We start from the raw sequence: 21,234 nt of genomic DNA on the forward strand, positions 1-21,234 counted from the left end.
CCGTGAATTTTCATGATAATGTTAGTTTTCATAGTACGTACAGCGTGTCGTATTAAAGTATCTGGGCAAGGCGCTACTGTTAATAAAAACACTTAGTTTCAATAAGGCTATCAGTTTTGACGAGACAACTAGTATACAGCTCAAGATTATCTTAACAGGATTCTATCCGTTCTGGTCAAGCATTCCGTATGATGAACAACGTGAAAAACAGAGTGCCAACTACTCTGTGTCAAATAGAAGATGGCTTTGAGCGAAAATCCTTACTATTGCAACTCTCAACGTAACATTGATATTGACCTGATACAGTGACTATTAATCCTTGATGCGATAAGCGCAGCTGAAAACAAAATGATATAATAAAGCCACTTTTTATTTACCACAATATATCGCTCATAGTCATAACATATGAGAGTGCACTCTACTGCCTTTCGTTTTTAGCTCGCTTATCATCTGATATCCTATATACAAAGCGACTGTCTAAAACTATGATCAAACAATAAGAACAGCGCTTTAGTCAAAACAATCAATTGAAAGCATATTCAAAAAACAGGAAAGGATACTTTATGTCCACTACGGCCATGTCAAATGCTAATTTCATTACTCAAATCTCTACCCTCGCTGATTGTGTCGGTCAAACACCGTTGGTGGAACTTCAACGTCTGCCTGAGCAAGAACACATCGCCAATGGCGCCACAGTATTAGCTAAACTTGAGGGCAATAACCCAGCGGGTTCTGTAAAAGATCGTCCTGCTTTTAATATGATTTATCAAGCAGAACAGCGCGGTGATATCAAGCCTGGCGATATGTTGATTGAAGCCACTAGTGGCAATACTGGTATTGCATTGGCCATGGTCGCTGCGATGCGTGGCTATCCAATAACGTTGCTGATGCCAACCAACTCTACCCAAGAGCGTAAAGACGCCATGATTGCTTATGGTGCAACGCTGATTGAAGTAGACGAAGGTATAGAAGCCGCGCGTGATTTGGCCATGCAGATGCAAACAGATGGTAAAGGGGTGGTATTGGACCAATTCAATAATCCTGACAACAGCCAAGCACATTACCTGACTACAGGCCCTGAGCTATGGGCGCAAACTGAAGGTAAAATTACGCATTTTATTAGCTCGATGGGTACAACAGGTACGATTACAGGCGTGTCACGCTATCTAAAAGAGCAAAACCCAGATGTCAAAATTATTGGTCTACAGCCTGACGAAGAAGCCTCTATTGCTGGTATTCGCCGTTGGCCTGCTGCTTATATGCCAGGCATTTTTGACGCAGATTTGATTGATGGAATGATGGATATCGATCAGCGTATTGCTGAGGTTTATATGCGTAAACTAGCAAAAACTGAAGGTATTTTTGCTGGGGTCTCTTCAGGTGCAGCTGCATGGGCAGCGACCCAAGTCGCGAAAGAAAATCCCAATGCTGTTATAGCCTTTATTGTTTGTGATCGCGGAGATCGTTATTTATCAACGGGCTTATATAATGTTGACGACAGCAATACGGATAACGGCGCAGAAATTAATTAGTGTATAAAAACGCCGCTTAGCATTGTTAATTCAAAAAATGCTAAGCATCACTGTTCAAATCTAAACGTAATACTTCAAGCAAGGTTAATGTTGTTATTCTTTTATAATGGATTAACCATAAGCTCGTAAATAGTCAGGATTATCTATGTCACAAGCGCTACCATCCGATCCTATATTGGTTTTTGATATCGAGACTGTCGCCGATGTCGATGCAGCACGTCGTATCTATCCGCAATTGGCTGATCTCAATGATGCGGATGCGTTAAGCGCGCTGACAGCCATACGTACGCAAGAGGCTGGGCATGATTTTATGCGCCTTCCATTACAGCGTATCGTCTGCATCTCAGCGTTATACATAAAGGATGGTAAGTTATCGCTGTTCTCTTTGACTGCTGATAAATTTAGTGAAAAAGAAATCCTAGCCAAATTCTTTAGAGCGTTTAACGACCTTGAGACACTGCCACAACTTATTAGTTGGAATGGCTCAGGCTTTGACATACCCGTACTGATATATCGTGCCATGCAGTATGATTTGTCAGCATCATGGCTGTTCGAAGAAGGCGAGCGTATCAAAAACATGCGCTTCGATAATTATGTAAATCGCTTCCATACACGTCATCTGGATCTGATGGATCGGTTTAGTCAGTACGGTGCTAGTCGCCGCGAAGCCATGGATATTGTCGCAAGTTTATATGGATTGCCTGGTAAAACTGATGTAGATGGTAGCATGGTCGGTTCGCTTGTAAATGCAGGTGATTGGCAGACCCTATCTATATACTGTGAGTCTGATGTTATGAACACTTGGCTTATTTATTTGCGCTGGTTACGTTTAACAGGGCAATTATCTTCACAGGATTTTGATGGTTGGCAGCAGCAGAGCTATGACTATCTGGCAAAATATACCCAGACTGACGGTAGCCCAAGGCATCAAGAATTTATCGCTGACTGGTCATCGGCACCAGAATTATAGAGATCGCATTATTAGTCGTTTTTATTTCCCTCTTCTAGTTATTTATTATTAAGGCAGGTTTATGCAACCCACCGATTCAAAAACATCTACAGCATCTGACATGGCAGCGCAAAACAGTAATACTCAAACGAATGAAGCTCAAACAAAAGATACCCAAACGATTGTCATTCCGCCTAGTAAGAAAAAATCTAAGCCATCTTCAAAGACACGTCGTCGTCTAAAAGATGCAGAGCCACTTCCATTTAATGTTGATGGCTTATCACATGATGGTCGCGGTGTTGCTGTGTATGGTAATGGTTTTGATGTTGCTGAAGGTCATGCCGAAGACAAGCACGGCAAAAAAATCTTTGTCAGCTTTGCTCTACCAGGTGAAAGCGCTCTAGTAAAAATAACTAACAGTCGTGCTAGCTTCGAAGAAGGCGATGCCATTAGTATCACCGCCAATCCAAACCCTGAACGCGCTGTACCACCCTGCCCGCACTTCGGTACTTGCGGCGGTTGTAACTTGCAGCACTGGCAGCCAGATGGACAGATAAACTTTAAACAGTCTGTACTGGCTGAAATGCTAATGCATCAAGCCAACGCGAAGCCTGACCATTGGCTCTCTCCTGTGGTTGGTGATCGCCTTGGTTATCGTACCAAAGCGCGTTTGGGCGTGCGCTATGTTGTCAAAAAAGAAACAGCGCTTGTCGGCTTCCGTGAGCGTTCAAGCAATTTCTTAGCAGAGCTAAATGAATGTCATATCCTAGATCCACGTATTGGCTTCGAGATTGAAAATCTAAAAACGCTTATTAGCACTTTAGAAAGCCGTGACAAAATTGCTCAGCTTGAGCTTGCAATGGGTGAGCAACTACCAGAGCTACCCGACGGCAATCAGCCAGTTGCGCTCATCGTACGTAATTTAGAACCATTATCAGACGCTGATATAGACAAACTAAAAGTGTTTTTTGCGGCGCGTAATTGGCAGCTTTACCTACAGTCTAAAGGCGTTGATAGTATCCAACGTATCGCTTTGACAGATGCTGATGATTTAAGCGAGCAGTTTGGGCGCTTGTATTATCAATTGCCAGAGTATGATTTGACTTTTGAGTTTATCCCTACTGACTTTACTCAAGTCAATCTGTCGGTTAATCGCCAGATGACCAAGCTTGCTTGTGATTTATTAGACTTAAAAGCAGGCGAACGCGTATTGGATCTATTCAGTGGTTTAGGGAACTTTAGTTTGCCACTAGCGCGTCTCGTTGGCGAGACAGGCTCAGTAGTCGGTGTCGAAGGCAGTGAAGCCATGACCGAACGCGCGGCTGATAATGCTCGTCGCAATGGTATTAGCAATACTGAATTTTATAGCCAAGATTTGACGCAGGACTGTACTGACAAGCCATGGGCCAACCAAGGCTTTGATGCGTTATTGATTGATCCACCACGTTCTGGTGCTTGGGAGATTATGCAGTATTTGCCAAAATTTAATGCTGAGCGCATTGTCTATGTCTCTTGCAATCCAGCGACCCTTGCTCGTGATACGAAAGCACTACTAGAACAAGGTTATCGTTTGACCCATGCTGGCGTCATGGACATGTTCTGCCATACAGGTCATGTTGAGTCTATCGCGCGTTTCGAAAAAGTAGCGGTTTAACCTTTCGATATTCAAAAATGATTAATAGTTGAATATTATTAAAGAGATAATTAAGCGTTATTACAATTACTTAAGACGACTCAAAGCTCTGATAATTTTGTGCTGATAAATAGCCGTTATTTAGTGTAATTGACTACAACCGTACAGAGGCTAGCTTGATTTGTCACTTTAAAATGAGATAATAGCAAACAATCTTTCTATGTTTATGATGATGTTTCCAATCGCTACATAGCAAGCATTTGCACTCATAGCTTTGTATATTTTACGCGTGTTTTATGACTGCTGAAAATAATGTTTTTAGCAGTTGTATCGGTTTATACCTGACACTTTATCGATCGTTAATTAAAAGTGTATGCATAGTAAATGAGGTTGTAATCAATTCAAACTAGCTAAGAGGAGTCGGTTGTGGTAAAAATTCGTGAAGGATTACCGCTGGTGGATGGACAGACCACACAGGCCGATAGTGCAACACTTGCGGCGCAACTGGTGGCGAGCCAACGCTCTCACCAGTCAGCTAACAGCTATGCCCAAATTCCTCTCGATATCAAATACCAGCTGGCAACCCATAAGCTACATACTACTTTTGATCGCTCAGCCGCACATACTTATCACTTGCATGACCCTCAAACTGAAGACGAGTATTTGGACGATACCAATGCGTCATCAAACGAAGAGCCTGAGGCAGTCGACCTAGACCAAGCCAATATCGACGTACCTACTTGGTTAGATAATGTGGCCCAGCGTATTGGACAAGAATCAGTACCCAACCTAAGTGCAGCTTGCGAGTTCATCCGCAGTCATATGAATACCAGTGAATCTGAACGTTCAGGCGCTTATGTCACAGGTATTGGTATGACCGATATTTTGACCTATCTTTACCAAGATGAAGATGCGCTAGTCGCTGCGATGCTATACCGTAGTGCACGCAAATCAATCATTAGTCTCGCTGATGTTGAAAAAAACTTTGGGCCAGATATTTTAACACTTATTAAAGATACTCTTGCGATGGGTAAGCTTTCGGAGATTATCGAGAGTAATAAACGCTTAGAAGATCACTTCGTCAATAATCAACGTGATCAGCTATCAAATATTTATAGCATGCTCATCTCTGTGACTAATGATGTGCGCGTAGTACTTATAAAACTGGCTGAACGTACTTTTGCCATGCGTGAATTGACTTTTTCTAGTCAAGAGCGTCAAACGCGTGTCGCACGTGAAGTCATGACTATTTATGCGCCTTTAGCGCATCGACTGGGCATAGCACAGCTGAAATGGGAGCTTGAAGACCTAGCTTTTCGCTATCTTGCCCCTGACCGCTACAAAGAAATTGCAAAGCTGCTGTCAGAGAAACGTAGCGAACGTGAGTCCTATATTCAGCGTGTACAAGACAAATTAAATGAGTCATTAACAGATGCCAGTATTGAAGGCGAAGTATCTGGACGCGTCAAACATATATACTCTATTTATCGAAAAATGAAGCTTAAAGGTTTATCTTTCGATCAACTTTATGACATTCGTGCTTTACGCATCTTGGTTAATAGCCCTTCTGACTGCTATCACGTCTTAGGCCTGGTACATGGTTTATGGCGTTATATTCCTGAACAGTTTGATGATTACATTACTAACCCTAAATCCAATGGCTATCGCTCTCTACATACTGCTGTAATCGCTGAAAATAAATCACTTGAAGTTCAGATTCGTACTCATGAGATGCACTTTGAGGCCGAGCTTGGTATGTGTGCACACGTTAATTACAAAGAAGGCTTAAAGAACAAAAAAGACAATTACCTGAATCAAAGAATCAGCTCATTACGCCAATTGTTGTCTATTAATAATGAAACACGTAATCAGCTACGCTCACCTTCCTTAACAGATGACGAACTCGATGATACGGAGCTCGATGAAGAGGAACAACTCGTTGACTTTGATGAACTGGAACGCATTTATATCTTTAGTCGTGATGGTGATATTATCGAACTACCGAAAGGCGCAACTGTTCTCGATTTTGCCTACTATGTCCATACTCAAGTTGGTAACCGTGCACAAGCAGCTCGCGTCAATCAGCGCTATGTCCCACTGACCTATCAGCTAAAAACAGGTGAGCAAGTTGAGATTATTACCAAAGCATCGCGCGAGCCTAATCGTGATTGGTTGGTGGCTTCGTTAGGTTATATTCATACCAATCGTGCTCGTTCAAAACTGCGTCAGTGGTTCAATAAGCAAGACCGTGATAAAAATATTGAAATAGGTCGCCAAATGCTTAGCAAAGAGCTTGAGCGCCTATCTGTCCATCCTAACAGTATTGATCTGAACGACTACATTCAGCATTTTCATGTCAATACGACCGATGATATTATCGTGGGTTTAGTGACAGGTGATATTGGTCTCAACCAGCTGACCAGTCATATTTCCCGTCAGCTACATCTTGAACCTGAAATACCACCAGAAAATTTTGCACCTCATGTAGACAATAAAGATACAGGGAAGCTCGATGCGTACAAAATACATATCGATGGTTTAGATAATATCGAAATTAACCTAGCAGGTTGTTGTCATCCTGTACACGGTGAACCAATTGCTGGATACATCACTTTATCGCGTGGCGTTAGTGTTCATAATCGCGGCTGCCCAGAGTATCTACGTCTGGTCGAGCGTGATCCTGAGCGTAAGATAGAAGCCGCTTGGCAAGTCCAAACTGGTCGTTATCAGCCTGTGGATATTCACGTCGAAGCATATGATAGACGCGGCTTATTGCGTGATTTGACACAGATAATTGATAAAGAAAACGTTAACATTCGCCAAGTTCAAACGTTAAGTAATGACGACAATATTGCTTTTCTAAAGTTCCATATTGAAGTCTCAGGCTTGGCACATCTATCTAAGTTGCTCGCAAAGTTAGAACAACAGCACGGCATTTTACACGCACGCCGTGCAGTCGTGTAAATGAAACCTTAAGCCAGTAGTTATTTACTCCATAATAAAGTTGTCAAAAAATACTATGCCTGAATTACCTGAAGTAGAAACCACTAAAGCCAGTCTTGACCCATTATTGGGGCAACAGGTAGTTGATGTTAAGGTATTTCAACCGAAGCTGCGATGGATGATGCCTGATAACTTAGACTATTTGATTAACCACACATTGGATAGTGTCGAACGCCGAGCAAAATATTTGATTCTTAATTTTTTGCCAGCAGTTACTCAGGATAATTCTACAGTTTCAGCTAATTTGGTTGAACCACGTCAGCTTCTTGTTCATTTAGGGATGTCAGGTAGCTTACAGCAGCATAGCGACGATACTGATAAGCGTAAACATGATCATTTAGTTATTGTTTTTAATGATGCTGATGGTACAAAATCTCAACTACACTACTACGATCCAAGACGTTTTGGCTCAGTATTATGGTATGAAGATTACGGTCATAAACTACTAGACCATCTAGGTCCTGAACCACTTTCAAAAGATTTTACCGCAGACTATTTGTACAATTTAATCCAGCGTATAGATTTGCCCAGTCAAGATAGCAATGGGATATTGTCAGACAACACTAAAAAAAATAAGCGGCAGAAGCCTATCATCCGAGCTATCAAGTCTGTCATTATGGAACAAGAAGTCGTAGTTGGTGTCGGCAATATCTATGCGACTGAAAGCTTGTACTTATCCGGCATCCACCCTGCTACACCAGCAAATAAACTCTCATACGATCAGATTGTTATCTTGGTTGATTATATTAAAAACATCTTAAAGAAAGCGATAAAACTGGGTGGGTCAACACTACGAGATTTTACAGTAGCAAGTGGACAGACTGGTTATTTCCAGCAAACTTTAAATGTGTATGGTAGACAAGGAGAAAGCTGTCTACAATGTAGCATGACGCTAGAAAACATCAAGCTTACTGGTAGAGCCAGTGTTTATTGTCCAAGCTGTCAGCCAGTAAAATAGATTAGTAATTGTAATTAGTCCAATTATAATCTATCTCATTTAAATGAAGTTAATCTCTATCTCGAACATTTGTCAGTAAATATTTGATATGTATTCAAAACTATAATCATATTACTCGCGTTTTTGTTGCTTATTCGCCTACATCTTGCTTTAATAGTGCTAGCACTTACAAAAATAGTGCGCATCTTTTATTTTTCTGTAATATTTAGCATGCCTATTGTTGCCGCAAGAGTCCTGTGTGAAGATCGCAGCAGCCATTAATTATATTATTATGAGTTTCAGGATATCGTTATGACCGTCAAAGCAAAAACTCAACGCACAGTTAAGCAAAGGTTTTTTACTGCAATAGCAACTTTAGGGTTAGTAGCTGCTACTATCCAGCCTACTTTTGCAGCTATAGAAATTGATGAGACTGATTTCGGACCTTCATACGAAACGATGGTAGTCGATACAGTTGTCGGTAAACCACTCCAGCTTGCAAATGCTGTGGTTGGAACAGCAACGTATATTGTAAGTCTACCTTTTTCACTGATTGGTCGCAATGCAGACCAAGCGCAACAAAAGCTGTTTGTTGAACCATGGGATGCTATGGGACGCTGTTTAGGTTGTACAGTTGCAGAAGATAACTATTACAAGTCACAAGTTGTTGATAAGAATGTGGTACGTATCGTTGTTGATCAACCATCGGAAATTTTGATTAACACTAATGATTACGTAGTCGTCACGCCATAGACTATTGTTTTTGACCATTTTCTTAACAAGCTAATAAATATCAGTTTATGAGCAGGCATAAAAAAGGCTAACTTTACGTTAGCCTTTTTTGTTGCTTCATTTTAGTATCACTAAAACATTAAGCACCTTTTTTACCGCGACCGTGACGCTTACGCTCACTTTCAGTTAAGTAGCGTTTACGAATACGTACTGCTTTTGGTGTTACTTCGACTAGCTCATCGTCTTGAATGAACTCAAGCGCTTGCTCAAGAGTGAATTTCACTGCTGGCGTCAATGTCAAAGCTTCATCAGTACCACTAGCACGTACGTTAGTTAGCTGCTTAGCAGTTGTTGGGTTGACAGTCATATCATCGTTACGAGAGTTAAGACCAACAATCATACCTTCATAAACTTCAAGCTGTGGCTCAGCAAATAACTTACCACGTTTCTGTAGGTTAAACAGAGCAAAGCCTAGGCAAGTACCGTTCGCCATAGAAATCAATACGCCGTTAGAACGCCCACCAACATCACCGATCTTTTGCGGACCATAATGTGAGAAGCTTGATGTCATGATACCGCTACCTGAAGTCAAGGTTAAGAACTCAGAACGGAAACCGATCAAGCCACGCGCTGGTATCGTCGCTTCAATACGCATACGACCTTTACCATCAAGTTCCATGTTAGTCATTTCGCCTTTGCGTAGACCAACTTGCTCCATGATAGAACCTTGATGCTCTTCTTCAATATCGAAGACAACATTTTCATACGGCTCTTGTAGTTTACCATCAACTTCTTTTACGATAACTTCTGGGCCTGATACGCCCATCTCGAAACCTTCGCGGCGCATGTTTTCGATAAGTACTGATAGATGAAGCTCACCACGACCTGATACTTTGAATTTATCAGGAGACTCTGTGTCTTCTACACGCAATGCCACATTATGAATCAGCTCACGCTCAAGACGCTCACGAATATTACGCGAGGTTACAAACTTACCATCACGACCAGCGAACGGTGAATTGTTTACTTGAAAGTTCATAGAGACGGTTGGCTGATCAACCGTTAGTGGTGGTAACGCTTCAACATTGTTAGGATCACAAATAGTATCCGAGATGTTTAACGCATCGATACCTGTGATACAAACAATATCACCTGCTTGTGCATCTTCAACATCAATACGATCAAGACCATGGTAGCCCATGATTTTCAGGATACGACCGTTACGTGTCTTACCATGCTTATCGATGATGGTTACAGGTGTATTAAGTTTGACTTTACCACGTTGAATACGGCCAACACCAATAACACCAACGAAGCTATTATAGTCAAGGCTTGAAATCTGCATACGGAACGGAGCATCAGCATCCACCTGTGGAGGCTGCACAACATCAACAATAGTTTTGAACAATGGCGTCATATCATCAGCCAAATCATCTGCTTCTAAACCTGCAATACCATTCAATGCTGACGCATAAACAACTGGAAAATCAAGCTGTTCATCGTTTGCACCAAGATTATCAAACAAATCAAAGATTTGATCCATTACCCAGTCAGGACGTGAGCCAGGACGGTCAATTTTGTTGATAACAACGATCGGCTTTAGACCTTGTTCAAATGCTTTTTGTGTCACAAAACGAGTCTGAGGCATTGGACCATCAACAGCGTCAACAACCAAAAGTACGCAGTCAACCATAGACATTACACGCTCAACTTCACCACCGAAATCGGCGTGACCTGGAGTGTCAACAATGTTGATACGGTATTCAGTATCTGAAGACTGATCCGTCCAGCGGATAGCAGTGTTTTTAGCCAAAATGGTAATACCACGTTCTTGCTCAATATCACCTGAGTCCATTGCACGCTCAGCAATGTTTGCACGGTCGCCAAAAGTACCAGACTGATGTAATAACTTATCAACCAAAGTTGTTTTACCGTGGTCAACGTGGGCAATAATCGCAATGTTACGCAGGTGTTTGATATCGTTCGCCATATAAAATGCTCGTTTCGTCTTAAAAAAATGCAGTAGCAGTAAGCGCTGCTGAATAAATTTTTATCATCAATCAGATAAATATTGAATCTAAGATGACGCAAAAAATAATGCTATCAAATAAAAATTTCAATACAATCAAATATCTATACTGACGAATTCATCATACAGATAGCTATGCTAATGTACAAACTGTTAACTTACAGGATGTTTGGGTGGCTAGTATAACATTATTGATTCATAAATTTATGTAATAACTCACTTTTCTCATTACATAAATAAAAAAAAGCCACCCATAGGGTGGCTTTTTTTGTAACTATATATTTAGCTATACAGTTATTTTGCTAATACTTACTGAACAACCATATCTTTAGTTTGTTCAACAGTCATTGTTTTGTCACCAGTGATGATGGCGTAAACACGACGGTTCATAGCACGGCCTTCTTCGGTGTTGTTATCAGCGATTGGTTGGTCATAACCGTAACCAACAGTTGATAGACGGTTTGGAGCGATACCGAATTCGTTAGTTAGCATAGATTTGACAGCAACGGCACGAGCTTCAGATAGACGTTGGTTATAACGTGCTGAAGGACCAGTCTTAGAAGCATGACCTTCTACGCGAGCTGTAGAGTTAGGATACTCACGCATCTTCTCTGCTACTTTAGCGATTTCTGGCTTATACTGGTTTTTGATAGCTGATTTATCGTTATCAAAGAATACACGTAGTTCCATTTTCAGTTCATCAGTAATATCTACTGGTACTGGGCAACCGCGCTCATCAACTACAACGTTCATTGGAGTGCCTGGGCATGCATCGATGCTGTCAGGTACGCCGTCGCCGTCAGAATCAAGATCAGCTTCAACAACAACTACTGGAGTATTGTCAACTACTGGCTCTTGCATAGGTGGTACTGCTACTGTAGGTGCTAGATGGCCACCTAGTACTACTTCTAGGCCGGCCAATGCCATGCCTTCCCACCAGTTGTTATCAAAGTTATGAATCGCACGAGCTTCACCACGTAGGCTTAGCGAGTCATTGATGCGATACATAGCACCTAGACCTAGGTTACCGATAGTGTCTTTAGAGTTTGATACTTCAGTACCAGCAGCAACAGTATCGCCATCAGTATTAACGTAAGTTTCTTGGTTTTCTACTTTGATTTTAGATTGACCAGCACCTACTAGTACGTATGGCTTAAGTGCGCTGTCAGTGTAACCAGTAAATTCTTCAGTACCGATCAAGAAGTTACCAGAAATCATTTCTTGTTCGATATCAAAGCGGTTAGCACCAGATTTAGCTGAATCTTCAGAAGCTTCACCGTTTGCATCAGATACACCGTACTCTACTTGGAATTGAGTAGAAGGAGTAAGTTCGATACCTAAAGCTGCACCAGTGTATAGGCTGCTTTCTTTGGCTACGCCACCGTTGTCGTTACCAACACGGTCTGTGTTGTTTTGCAAATTCTTACCAGTAGTAAGAACTTCACGCTGCTTGTCAGAGGTATCACTGAATTCTTCAGTCATGTGATAACCAAGTAACAATGGGCTGATAGTAACACCAGCATTAGCTGCCATCGGTGCAGCCGCTACAGCAACAAGGGCCAGAGCTATTTTATTCAATTTCATGGACTTCCTCCAAAGGATAATTTTAGTGATGCATCAAGCAAAACCGATTTCAAGACGTACTAAGATAAACATCTCTTACGCATTTTAAGTTACAAAGCAAAACCAATTAAGGAGTAGCTTAGCGATTATTAATTCAGTTTACAACTTTTTTCGTTAACCAGCTACACATTATTACACGATAATGTTGTAACTAAAACACAATAAACATTATAAGTTACCCAGAACTAACACACCTTACGCTTTTTATCTTTTGTATGTCAGTTTGTGATAGATGAACAGTCTATTGATAGCTATTTTCTTGAAGCATTTTATTACAATTAGAACTTTTTCTCTATTACTAATGTTGTTCTTTCACTAATTGAAACATTTTTTGACAGTCGCTATATATTCCATATATATTGTAAGAAACCAATATTGTTCTGAAAATCAATCAATTAGCAATTACATTTGTTTTATATACAGTTAAATGAGAGAAAACAGAAAAAGTTTAGCCAATTGGTGCGTCCTAAAGATAGTTAACACAAGGATGTGTGAGATGTTGTTTTATTTGAACGACAGACAGCTATAGGATGTAGCGCTTTATGAACTTATTTAATCAGATACTGACCAGTTGCAAAAGAATAGTCACATTTATTCTTTACATGTCTATTCTTAGAAAAGGTAGGTATAGAGTTGAGAAGTTTTTGGCCACTGCATATAGGTTACTTAATGAACTATTCAAGTTAGTCGATTATAGGAGATCATCCCTTCAGAATAATAATATTTTAAGTGCTAAACAATCAAATGGCTTCACTCTCGTTGAGCTGGTTGTGACGACCGTGGTATTAGGAGTTACCGCAGCTATTGCGGTGCCAAGTATCTTAACGCACTTAGCGCGTATGGAAGCGCAACGTGTCAAGCATCAGTTAGAGAACACCTTATCACTGGCGAAAGCCGAAAGTTATATAAGTCGACAAGATGTCTTAGTTTGCTTATCGAATGACGCAAAGCAATGTCATAGGAATAGTGATAAAACGCTTTTGTTATTTGTAGATAAAAATAACAATAAGCATTTTGATTCTCAAGTGGACATTTTATTAACTCAGCAATCCTTAAACCTAAGATATAGTACAGTGAAGTTAAGAGTTGGCGGTAGGCGTCACTATACTAAATTTTGGGGTGATAGTGGTAGACCGCGAGGGCACTTCGGCCATATAAAATACTGCCCTACCTCTTCTTATAATAAGTCGATGTACCAAATCTCTTTTAACCAATCTGGCATCGTCAAACATAAACTTAACGTAGACCATCCTACGAAATGTAATGGGTAATAGATGCCGTATATGTAAACCTACTTATACATGGCCTCTTTCATCATTATCACTGCGCTCTCTAGTCCTACAAATACAGCGTCTGCAATAAGTGCATGACCGATATTTAATTCATATATACCATCAATTTTTGCAATGGCATTAACATTGTCACACGTTAAACCATGACCTGCGTTAATAAGCAATTTATCATCTAGGCTCTGTGCTGTAGCTACTGCTTGTTCAATTCTTTTAAGTTCAGCCAACTGTACATCATTATCATTTGCTAATCCTGCTTCGGCATAAGCACCGGTATGCAACTCTATCGCGTCCGCATTACACTCAACGGCAGCTGCAATCTGCTTGTCATCAGGATCAATAAACAAAGAAACCTTAATATTAGAGTCTTGCAGTTTATGAACATATTCTTTTAGAAACGTGACTTGCCCTGCAACATCAAGACCACCTTCTGTCGTTAACTCTGCACGCTTTTCAGGTACTAAACATACCCAAAAAGGTTTAACTTCGCAGGCAATTGTGAGCATCTCATCCGTCGCCGCCATCTCTAGATTCATTCTCGTCGACAACTGCCCTGCCATTTCATAAACATCTGCATCTTGTATATGACGACGGTCTTCACGTAAATGTATAGTAATACCATCTGCCCCTGCCTTTTCGCACAATAATGCAGCAGCCAATGGACTTGGATAATTCACACCGCGCGCTTGACGCAATGTTGCTACGTGATCAATATTCACGCCTAACAAAGGTTTTTTTGAATTGTTTTCAGATGAGGTAGATACAGAGATACTCATAAAAAATCCTTTGGGCAATTAAGCCTAGCTTATATAGTTGATATTAAGATAATAGTTGAGACTGAAACTATTGATAACGCTGCTGCTGCTGCCATAATAGACGGCTTTGTAGGGGCTGATAATCAAGTAAATGGTCAATAAGATGTCGATGCAGTTTTGACCAATGATTCAGCGTCTGCTCAGTAATACCTAAGCGTGCCATTTCTATAATATCTGCACCCTTAAAAACAGTCTGTCCAGAATCACTGGCTAAATGCTCAGACTCTTCATTATGTACTAGTACAGGGAGCAGGCCTACATCCGGTAAAAAACGGTAAATACAATCAGATTCGATGAGGTCTTCAACGCTGTCATGCATTAACGTTAAGGTAAATCCTAACTCGGTAAATAAATGCTGCTCAAACTGACGTAGACAAAGACGAAGCTCATTATTGCTCAGAGGTTGCTTGAGTTGTTGTAGACTGATTTGATAATGCTGCCACAATACTGGCATTGGATCTTCAGTAGGTAACAGCCGCCACAATATCTCATTTATATATAGTGCGGCATACTGATGTTGACCGCTAATATTAGCGTAAGGCGCTGCTTCCAATATAGTAGGTATACTGTCTTTTTGAACGCTGTCTTTTTGAACACGGTCAGTTTGAGCCGTATCTTGCGAAGCAATATTAATTTGACTAAATGTTTTTAGATCGCGTTTGCCAGTAGCAAAAAGCTGTAACGGCATAAACAGTGGAGCGCCTTTTTTCCCAACACCATGTATCACGCCATGTTGTTGAGAAAAAAGATAATACAAAGCGCGTTTTTCCTGATAAGGACGCTGATGCAATAAATACCCGACGAGCGCTTCATTACGCATTTTTTATTACCTAAATATAGTAAAGGCAGACAGTGCTTTTGAAGCGTTCGTTCTTAACCGCTATCAATAGCCCAAACTGGTCAATGCACGCTCGTCATCAGACCAACCACGTTTCACTTTGACCCATAGTGTTAACATAATTTTTTTACCAAACAACTGCTCCATATCTTTACGAGCATCCATACCAACTTGTTTGATACGCTGGCCCTTGTCACCGATAACGATGGCTTTTTGACCACCACGTTCAACATAGATAGTCGCATCGATGAAAGTACAAGCTTTGCGTGGACGCCCTGTTTTTGGATCAGTATGTGCCGGTTCGTCTTTAAACTCATCAATCTGTACCGTTAAATCATATGGCACTTCATCACCCGCACTACGCATGATTTTTTCGCGAATGATTTCACTGGCTAAAAAACGCTCAGAGCGATCAGTGATTTGTTCTGTGTCATAAATAGGCGCAGCAACTGGTAAATGTGAGGCAATCACTTCTTGCAGACGATCTAAGTTTTGGTTTTTGAGTGCAGATACGGGAACGATATCAGCAAAATCGAAACTATCGTTGAAAGTTTCAATAAGCGGTAACACGCTGCCTTTATCTTTTAAGGTATCTGATTTATTGATAACCAATACAACCGTTAAATCGGTCTCGCCAAGCTTTTGCAAGGTTAATAGGTCATCATCACGCCATTGATCTGAGTCAACGACAAACAACACTAAGTCAACATCTACTAATGCTGATACCGCCGCCTTATTCATACGTTCGTTAATAGCACGCACTTCGTTATGATGAATACCTGGTGTATCGACAAACACAGCTTGCATTTCATGGTTTGACAAAATGCCATGAATACGATGACGGGTAGTTTGTGGTTTACGTGAAGTGATAGAGAGTTTTTGACCTAATAAGTGATTCATCAAAGTTGACTTGCCCACATTTGGACGTCCAACAATAGCGACGTAACCTGCTCTAAAATCATCAGCCATACGAGTATTGCCACTTGGGGCAAAAAACTCTTCAATTGCCATATCATTATCTACTGCGACATCTGCTGCATCAGTGGCTTTGATAGTATTTTGGCTTGAGTCCATATCTGTATTTTCACCCAAGTTTTGAGTGCTATCTTCATTGTTTGATGGCAAATCAGTATGATTGCTCATAAGTTAATCCTATAGGGTTTGTGACTAGCCGAACAGTCTTGGATGCTAAATTTATTTAGCCATCATTAAAAAAGAGCTAGAAACATTTAAAGTTTTGAAATAATATGTGAGGTAGTTTTGATACGTGTTTGCCAAATGTAAGCTCATTTAAACCGTTACTCTGAAACCAAAATGCATTAATAGACATCAGCTATACACGTTTTTTGGCTGATCCTGGCAGTTTGTGTAGTTGGTTGATCATAAGCTCTGCTGCTTTTTGTTCAGCGATACGGCGGCTTTCACCGGATTCAGTAATATCAGGGCAGTTATTAATATTAACATGGCAGCGCACGACGAAAATTTGATGCGGTGCGTTACCACGCGTTTCCATAAGCTCGTAGTTGGGTAAGTCAAACTGCTTAGATTGTAGCCACTCTTGCAGCCGACTTTTCGCATCTTTCAGCGCTTTTTGGTCATTGACATTATCAATCAGATCACCATACCAAGAAAGAACACAATTACGAGTAATGTCCATATCTTGACTATCTAAATAGATAGCACCAATCAGAGACTCTACAGCATCCGCCAGTATAGAGGCGCGATTACGACCACCACCTTTTCGCTCACCTACCCCTAATATCAGATGATTAGACAGCTCTAAGTTTTGGGCAATAATAACCAATGACTCTTGGCGTACCAATGTCGCACGCATACGCGTTAATCGACCTTCGTTTTGGCTAGGATAGCGATGATATAACGCTTCACCCACAATCATCCCTAAAAGGGCGTCACCTAGAAACTCTAGACGCTCATAGTTCTTTTTACTATCGAACGAGCGATGCGTTAGTGCAAGTTTAGGAAGACCTAAGTTATCGAACTCATAGCCTAACTTACGCGTTAATACGGCTAACCGCTGAATAAATTCTGAGCTAACAACAGGCGTATCAATAGACGTACTATTTTTTCGGGAAGTAGGAACCGCTTGGGAATGGTGCGAAGTTGGTTTCATGCGTGGTTTATGGTTATCCCTTCTGCTTGACAGATTTGATTTAATAATATTGTTTAATATATTTTATGAAATAATGAAAGCGATACGTCGTACTATTATAGCTTACTCTGCTGTTGCCATTTCGATGTTACCTTCGAAACGGTTAACAATATCGACATTGCTAAAAAAGTTGTTAGTTACTGCATATTCTTTATAAATAGCCAATCGGCCTGTTTTTTTATCCGTAAAAGTAAACACATCTTCTGCTTTGGTATCATAGTCAGCATTAATAGATAACTGTTTATTGACACGTTCAACAAATTGCTTAGCTGTCTCGTTGTTATTATTAGCTTCTTTTAGCTGTGCACTTAATACCTTGGTCAGTTGATAGTCACCAATTTGAGCCGGTACGATAGCTACTATCAATTTAGTCGCAATACCCAAAAGCATAATAATGAGAACAATATTTGTCACACTGGCGCCACGCTGCATAGCCAAACCAGATAATTGCTGCATTACGATATCCTTCTAAAGATAAATGACTATGTTGAATAAGCCTCTAAATAACAAATAGCTATTTATTAGGTAGCAACGATATTAGCATAAAACCATTATTGATGAATCAACTGATGAATAATCTTAATTGATAGCACCATTACGTTCAAAGGTAGGTAGATTTAAGCCAGGTGGTTTATGCATCCAGATATAGACTGCTTTACCCGCTAGGTTTTCATCAGGAACAAAACCCCAAAACCTACCATCAGCGCTACGATCACGGTTGTCACCCATCACAAAATACTGACCTTCTGGCACGTTAATACGCCATTCCGTACCCTCTGATTCGACCACCTCTGGTGACTGTTGCTGCAAAAATGGGGCGTATTGCGAGCTGTTCATACCGTCTAGGTAACGTACGAGATGCTTGTTGTCACCTTGTATTTCTTCAAAATATTGTGCCGTGTCTTCTTCCTGCTGACCCATTGCAGAAGCACTCTCTTCTGTCAGTACTTGACCTGGGGCAACCTGTCCTGGTAAATATAGCTGCGAAGTCAATTCAGCATTTGCCGCAAAGTCTACAGACTTAGTCTCAACAGGTACATCATTGATAGATAACGTGCCTTGACTATAACTTACTGAATCGCCAGGCAATCCAATAACACGTTTAATATAATAAATGCTCGGGTTTTCAGGATAGCGAAACACTGCCACATCACCATGCTCAGGCTCACCAGTATCTAGCACCTTATTATAAGTTAGCGGCAGACGCACGCCGTAAGCATACTTATTGACGGCAATAAAGTCGCCCGTATATAACGTCGGCACCATAGAGGATGATGGGATATTAAATGGCTCAATCAAAAATGAGCGTACTATTAATACCACTGCTAGCACAGGGAAAAAGTCATAAGCCCAGCGAACTAGTAAGCCTTCTTGACCTCGACCACGAGTCTTGCGCTGTTTAAGCGCTAGCTTGTCTAACAGCCAAACAATTCCTAGGACTATAGTTAACGGCACTAAAATTAAATTGAAATCAAAATCCATACCAAATTGCCTATTAACGAGCGGCTTATCTAACATCTTTATGATAAGACTCACTACATTTGACTGTTATCTACAATGACTATCTTAGAGTCCAATAATTAGCTATCAACTTGCAACACGGCTAAGAAGGCTTCCTGTGGGATTTCCACATTACCTACTTGCTTCATGCGCTTTTTACCTGCTTTTTGCTTAGACAGTAGTTTTTTCTTACGTGATACATCGCCACCATAGCATTTCGCTAGTACATCTTTACGCATGGCTTTTACCGTACTACGACCAATAATTTGACTACCGATAGCCGCTTGGATGGCAACATCAAACATCTGACGTGGAATCAATTCTTTCATCTTCGTGACCAGTGCATTACCACGATAACGTGCTTGGGTTTCGTGCACAATCATCGCTAAGGCATCAACTTTGTCACCATTGATTAGTACATCGACTCTTACTAATTTATCAGCTTGATAACGCTCGAAGTTATAGTCAAGCGATGCAAAACCTCGTGAAACTGACTTCAGGCGATCAAAGAAATCCATGACCACCTCGCCCATTGGGATATCAAATATCAGCTGTACTTGTCGACCCATAAAGCGCATATCAACTTGAACGCCGCGACGCTCAATACACATTGTCATTACATTACCTAGGTACTCTTGCGGTACTAGGATTTGACAACGGGCAATTGGCTCACGGAACTCTTCAATATTGTTTGGCTCAGGTAGATGTGATGGGTTATCTACATAGATCACATCGCCATTCTTTTTCTCAATTTCATAGATAACTGAGGGTGCCGTAGTAATCAAATCCAGATCATATTCGCGCTCTAAACGCTCTTGAATAATCTCCATATGCAGCATACCTAAGAAGCCACAACGAAAACCGAAACCAAGCGCATCTGACGTATCTGGCTCAAAAAACAGCGAAGCATCATTGATTTGCAGCTTTTGCAAAGCTTCACGGAATTTTTCAAAATCATTGGCATCAACAGGGAACATACCTGAATAAACTTGAGGAGTGATCTGTTTAAAACCTGGAATACGATCAACATCAGGCGTTTTAGAATGAGTAATGGTATCGCCCACTGGTGCGCCAGCAATGTCTTTAATACCAGCAATAATAAAGCCCACTTCACCAGCTTCTAAAATACCTGTATCGACAGGCTTGGGTGTAAATACACCGATAGAGCTTACTGGGTGTGCTTCTTTGGTCGATTTAATATAAATTTTATCGCCCTTTCTTACCGTCCCTTGACGTACACGCACCAATGAAACCACGCCCAGATAGCTATCAAACCATGAGTCAATAATTAAAGCTTGCAACGGTGCGTCACGTTCACCAGTTGGTGCTGGAATAAACTCGACCAAAGCCTCTAGCAGCTTATCGACACCTAGGCCAGACTTAGCTGATACACGCGGTGCGTCAACGGCATCAATACCAATGATATCTTCAATTTCTTGAATAACACGCTCTGGTTCTACTTGTGGTAAGTCAATTTTATTAAGTACGGCCATTACTTCTAGGCCTTCATCTACTGCCGTATAACAGTTTGCTACTGACTGTGCTTCCACACCTTGAGCAGCGTCAACAACCAATAGCGCGCCTTCGCATGCTGCTAAAGAACGTGATACTTCGTAAGAAAAATCAACGTGGCCAGGCGTATCAATGAAATTAAGCTGATAACGCTCACCGTTTGGGTGGTCATAGAACAGTGTTACTGACTGTGCTTTGATAGTGATACCACGCTCACGCTCAATATCCATTGAGTCGAGCACCTGCGCCTGCATCTCGCGATCTTGCAAGGCACCGCACATTTGAATAAAACGATCGGCAAGCGTCGACTTACCATGATCAATGTGGGCAATGATTGAAAAGTTACGAATATTGGCTAATGCAGTCACAAAGCGCCTACTAAATTAAAGGTGATAGAATAATAAAACTTAAAAATAAATACTGTCAGATGCAATAGATAATGTACTTGTACTTTGTTGAAAGTTAACAGCTATAACCAGCCAATTCGGCTATTACTGCTGTCTGAAATCCATAGCCAAGCACATTAGCTCTTATGCAAAGACATAAAAGAGTATTCTAGCAGTTTTCCACTGCAAAGTAAGGCGATTTTGTTAGAAGAGATGTGACTTGCAGATGAAATAGTAAGCTAAAAAAGTAAAAGCAAGAAGTAGCACGCTCGTTGTACCTAACTTG

At 40.9% G+C, this 21,234-nt stretch carries 16 protein-coding genes; 7 read left to right on the top strand and 9 right to left on the bottom strand.

The features are described from left to right. The first annotated feature begins 578 nt into the window (after positions 1-578). The 6 genes from cysM (at position 579) to ACT3QN_RS06910 (ending at position 8,807) form a co-directional block, all read left to right on the top strand. Complete coding sequence (cysM, locus tag ACT3QN_RS06885) at positions 579-1,532, top strand: cysteine synthase CysM (protein WP_444529161.1); 954 nt, start codon at positions 579-581, stop codon at positions 1,530-1,532. A gap of 145 nt (positions 1,533-1,677) precedes the next feature. Continuing rightward, positions 1,678-2,502, top strand: coding sequence for a 3'-5' exonuclease (locus tag ACT3QN_RS06890; RefSeq protein WP_444529120.1), 825 nt, complete (start codon positions 1,678-1,680; stop codon positions 2,500-2,502). Positions 2,503-2,563: 61 nt separating this feature from the next. Beyond that, the gene (gene rlmD / locus ACT3QN_RS06895; protein ID WP_444529121.1) at positions 2,564-4,135 is read left to right on the top strand and encodes a 23S rRNA (uracil(1939)-C(5))-methyltransferase RlmD; all 1,572 of its coding nucleotides are present in this window, start codon (positions 2,564-2,566) and stop codon (positions 4,133-4,135) included. Between the two features lie 405 nt (positions 4,136-4,540). After that, complete coding sequence (locus ACT3QN_RS06900) at positions 4,541-7,078, top strand: RelA/SpoT family protein (protein ID WP_444529122.1); 2,538 nt, start codon at positions 4,541-4,543, stop codon at positions 7,076-7,078. A 55-nt stretch (positions 7,079-7,133) separates the two neighbouring features. Continuing rightward, positions 7,134-8,075 (top strand): bifunctional DNA-formamidopyrimidine glycosylase/DNA-(apurinic or apyrimidinic site) lyase, encoded by a 942-nt coding sequence (gene mutM, locus ACT3QN_RS06905; protein WP_444529123.1) that lies wholly within the window; start codon positions 7,134-7,136, stop codon positions 8,073-8,075. Between the two features lie 291 nt (positions 8,076-8,366). Then, positions 8,367-8,807, top strand: a complete 441-nt coding sequence (locus ACT3QN_RS06910; protein ID WP_444529124.1) for a hypothetical protein — start codon at positions 8,367-8,369, stop codon at positions 8,805-8,807. Between the two features lie 118 nt (positions 8,808-8,925). Here the strand turns inward: ACT3QN_RS06910 and typA are convergent, their stop codons facing one another. Then, on the bottom strand, positions 8,926-10,776 hold the full coding sequence (typA, locus tag ACT3QN_RS06915) for a translational GTPase TypA (protein WP_444521071.1): 1,851 nt from the start codon (positions 10,774-10,776) through the stop codon (positions 8,926-8,928). A 348-nt stretch (positions 10,777-11,124) separates the two neighbouring features. Beyond that, positions 11,125-12,399, bottom strand: coding sequence for an OmpA family protein (locus tag ACT3QN_RS06920; RefSeq protein WP_444529125.1), 1,275 nt, complete (start codon positions 12,397-12,399; stop codon positions 11,125-11,127). A 581-nt stretch (positions 12,400-12,980) separates the two neighbouring features. On the opposite strand from ACT3QN_RS06920, the gene ACT3QN_RS06925 reads away from it, so the two are divergent. Beyond that, a complete protein-coding gene (locus tag ACT3QN_RS06925; protein ID WP_444529126.1) occupies positions 12,981-13,709 on the top strand; it encodes a GspH/FimT family protein in 729 nt (242 codons plus the stop codon). Positions 13,710-13,729: 20 nt separating this feature from the next. Here ACT3QN_RS06925 and ACT3QN_RS06930 read toward each other — a convergent pair whose 3' ends face one another. The 7 genes from ACT3QN_RS06930 to lepA all read right to left on the bottom strand — a co-directional run bounded on the left by ACT3QN_RS06930 (position 13,730) and on the right by lepA (position 20,930). Next, positions 13,730-14,503, bottom strand: coding sequence for a pyridoxine 5'-phosphate synthase (locus tag ACT3QN_RS06930; protein WP_444521068.1), 774 nt, complete (start codon positions 14,501-14,503; stop codon positions 13,730-13,732). Positions 14,504-14,570: 67 nt separating this feature from the next. After that, positions 14,571-15,362, bottom strand: coding sequence for a DNA repair protein RecO (recO, locus tag ACT3QN_RS06935; protein WP_444529127.1), 792 nt, complete (start codon positions 15,360-15,362; stop codon positions 14,571-14,573). Between the two features lie 63 nt (positions 15,363-15,425). Continuing rightward, positions 15,426-16,391 (bottom strand): GTPase Era, encoded by a 966-nt coding sequence (gene era, locus ACT3QN_RS06940; RefSeq protein WP_444521119.1) that lies wholly within the window; start codon positions 16,389-16,391, stop codon positions 15,426-15,428. A 322-nt stretch (positions 16,392-16,713) separates the two neighbouring features. Further along, positions 16,714-17,511: a ribonuclease III gene (rnc, locus tag ACT3QN_RS06945; RefSeq protein WP_444521066.1), complete on the bottom strand. Its 798-nt coding sequence runs from the start codon at positions 17,509-17,511 to the stop codon at positions 16,714-16,716. Between the two features lie 102 nt (positions 17,512-17,613). Then, positions 17,614-18,006, bottom strand: coding sequence for a DUF4845 domain-containing protein (locus tag ACT3QN_RS06950; protein WP_444521065.1), 393 nt, complete (start codon positions 18,004-18,006; stop codon positions 17,614-17,616). Positions 18,007-18,129: 123 nt separating this feature from the next. Continuing rightward, entirely contained in the window at positions 18,130-19,032 is a 903-nt protein-coding gene (gene lepB / locus ACT3QN_RS06955; protein ID WP_444529128.1) for a signal peptidase I, read from the bottom strand. Positions 19,033-19,130: 98 nt separating this feature from the next. After that, entirely contained in the window at positions 19,131-20,930 is a 1,800-nt protein-coding gene (gene lepA, locus ACT3QN_RS06960) for a translation elongation factor 4 (protein ID WP_444521063.1), read from the bottom strand. Positions 20,931-21,234: the final 304 nt, after the last annotated feature.

This window comes from Psychrobacter sp. AOP7-C1-14, assembly GCF_052376135.1.
Taxonomy (GTDB): Bacteria; Pseudomonadota; Gammaproteobacteria; order Pseudomonadales; family Moraxellaceae; genus Psychrobacter.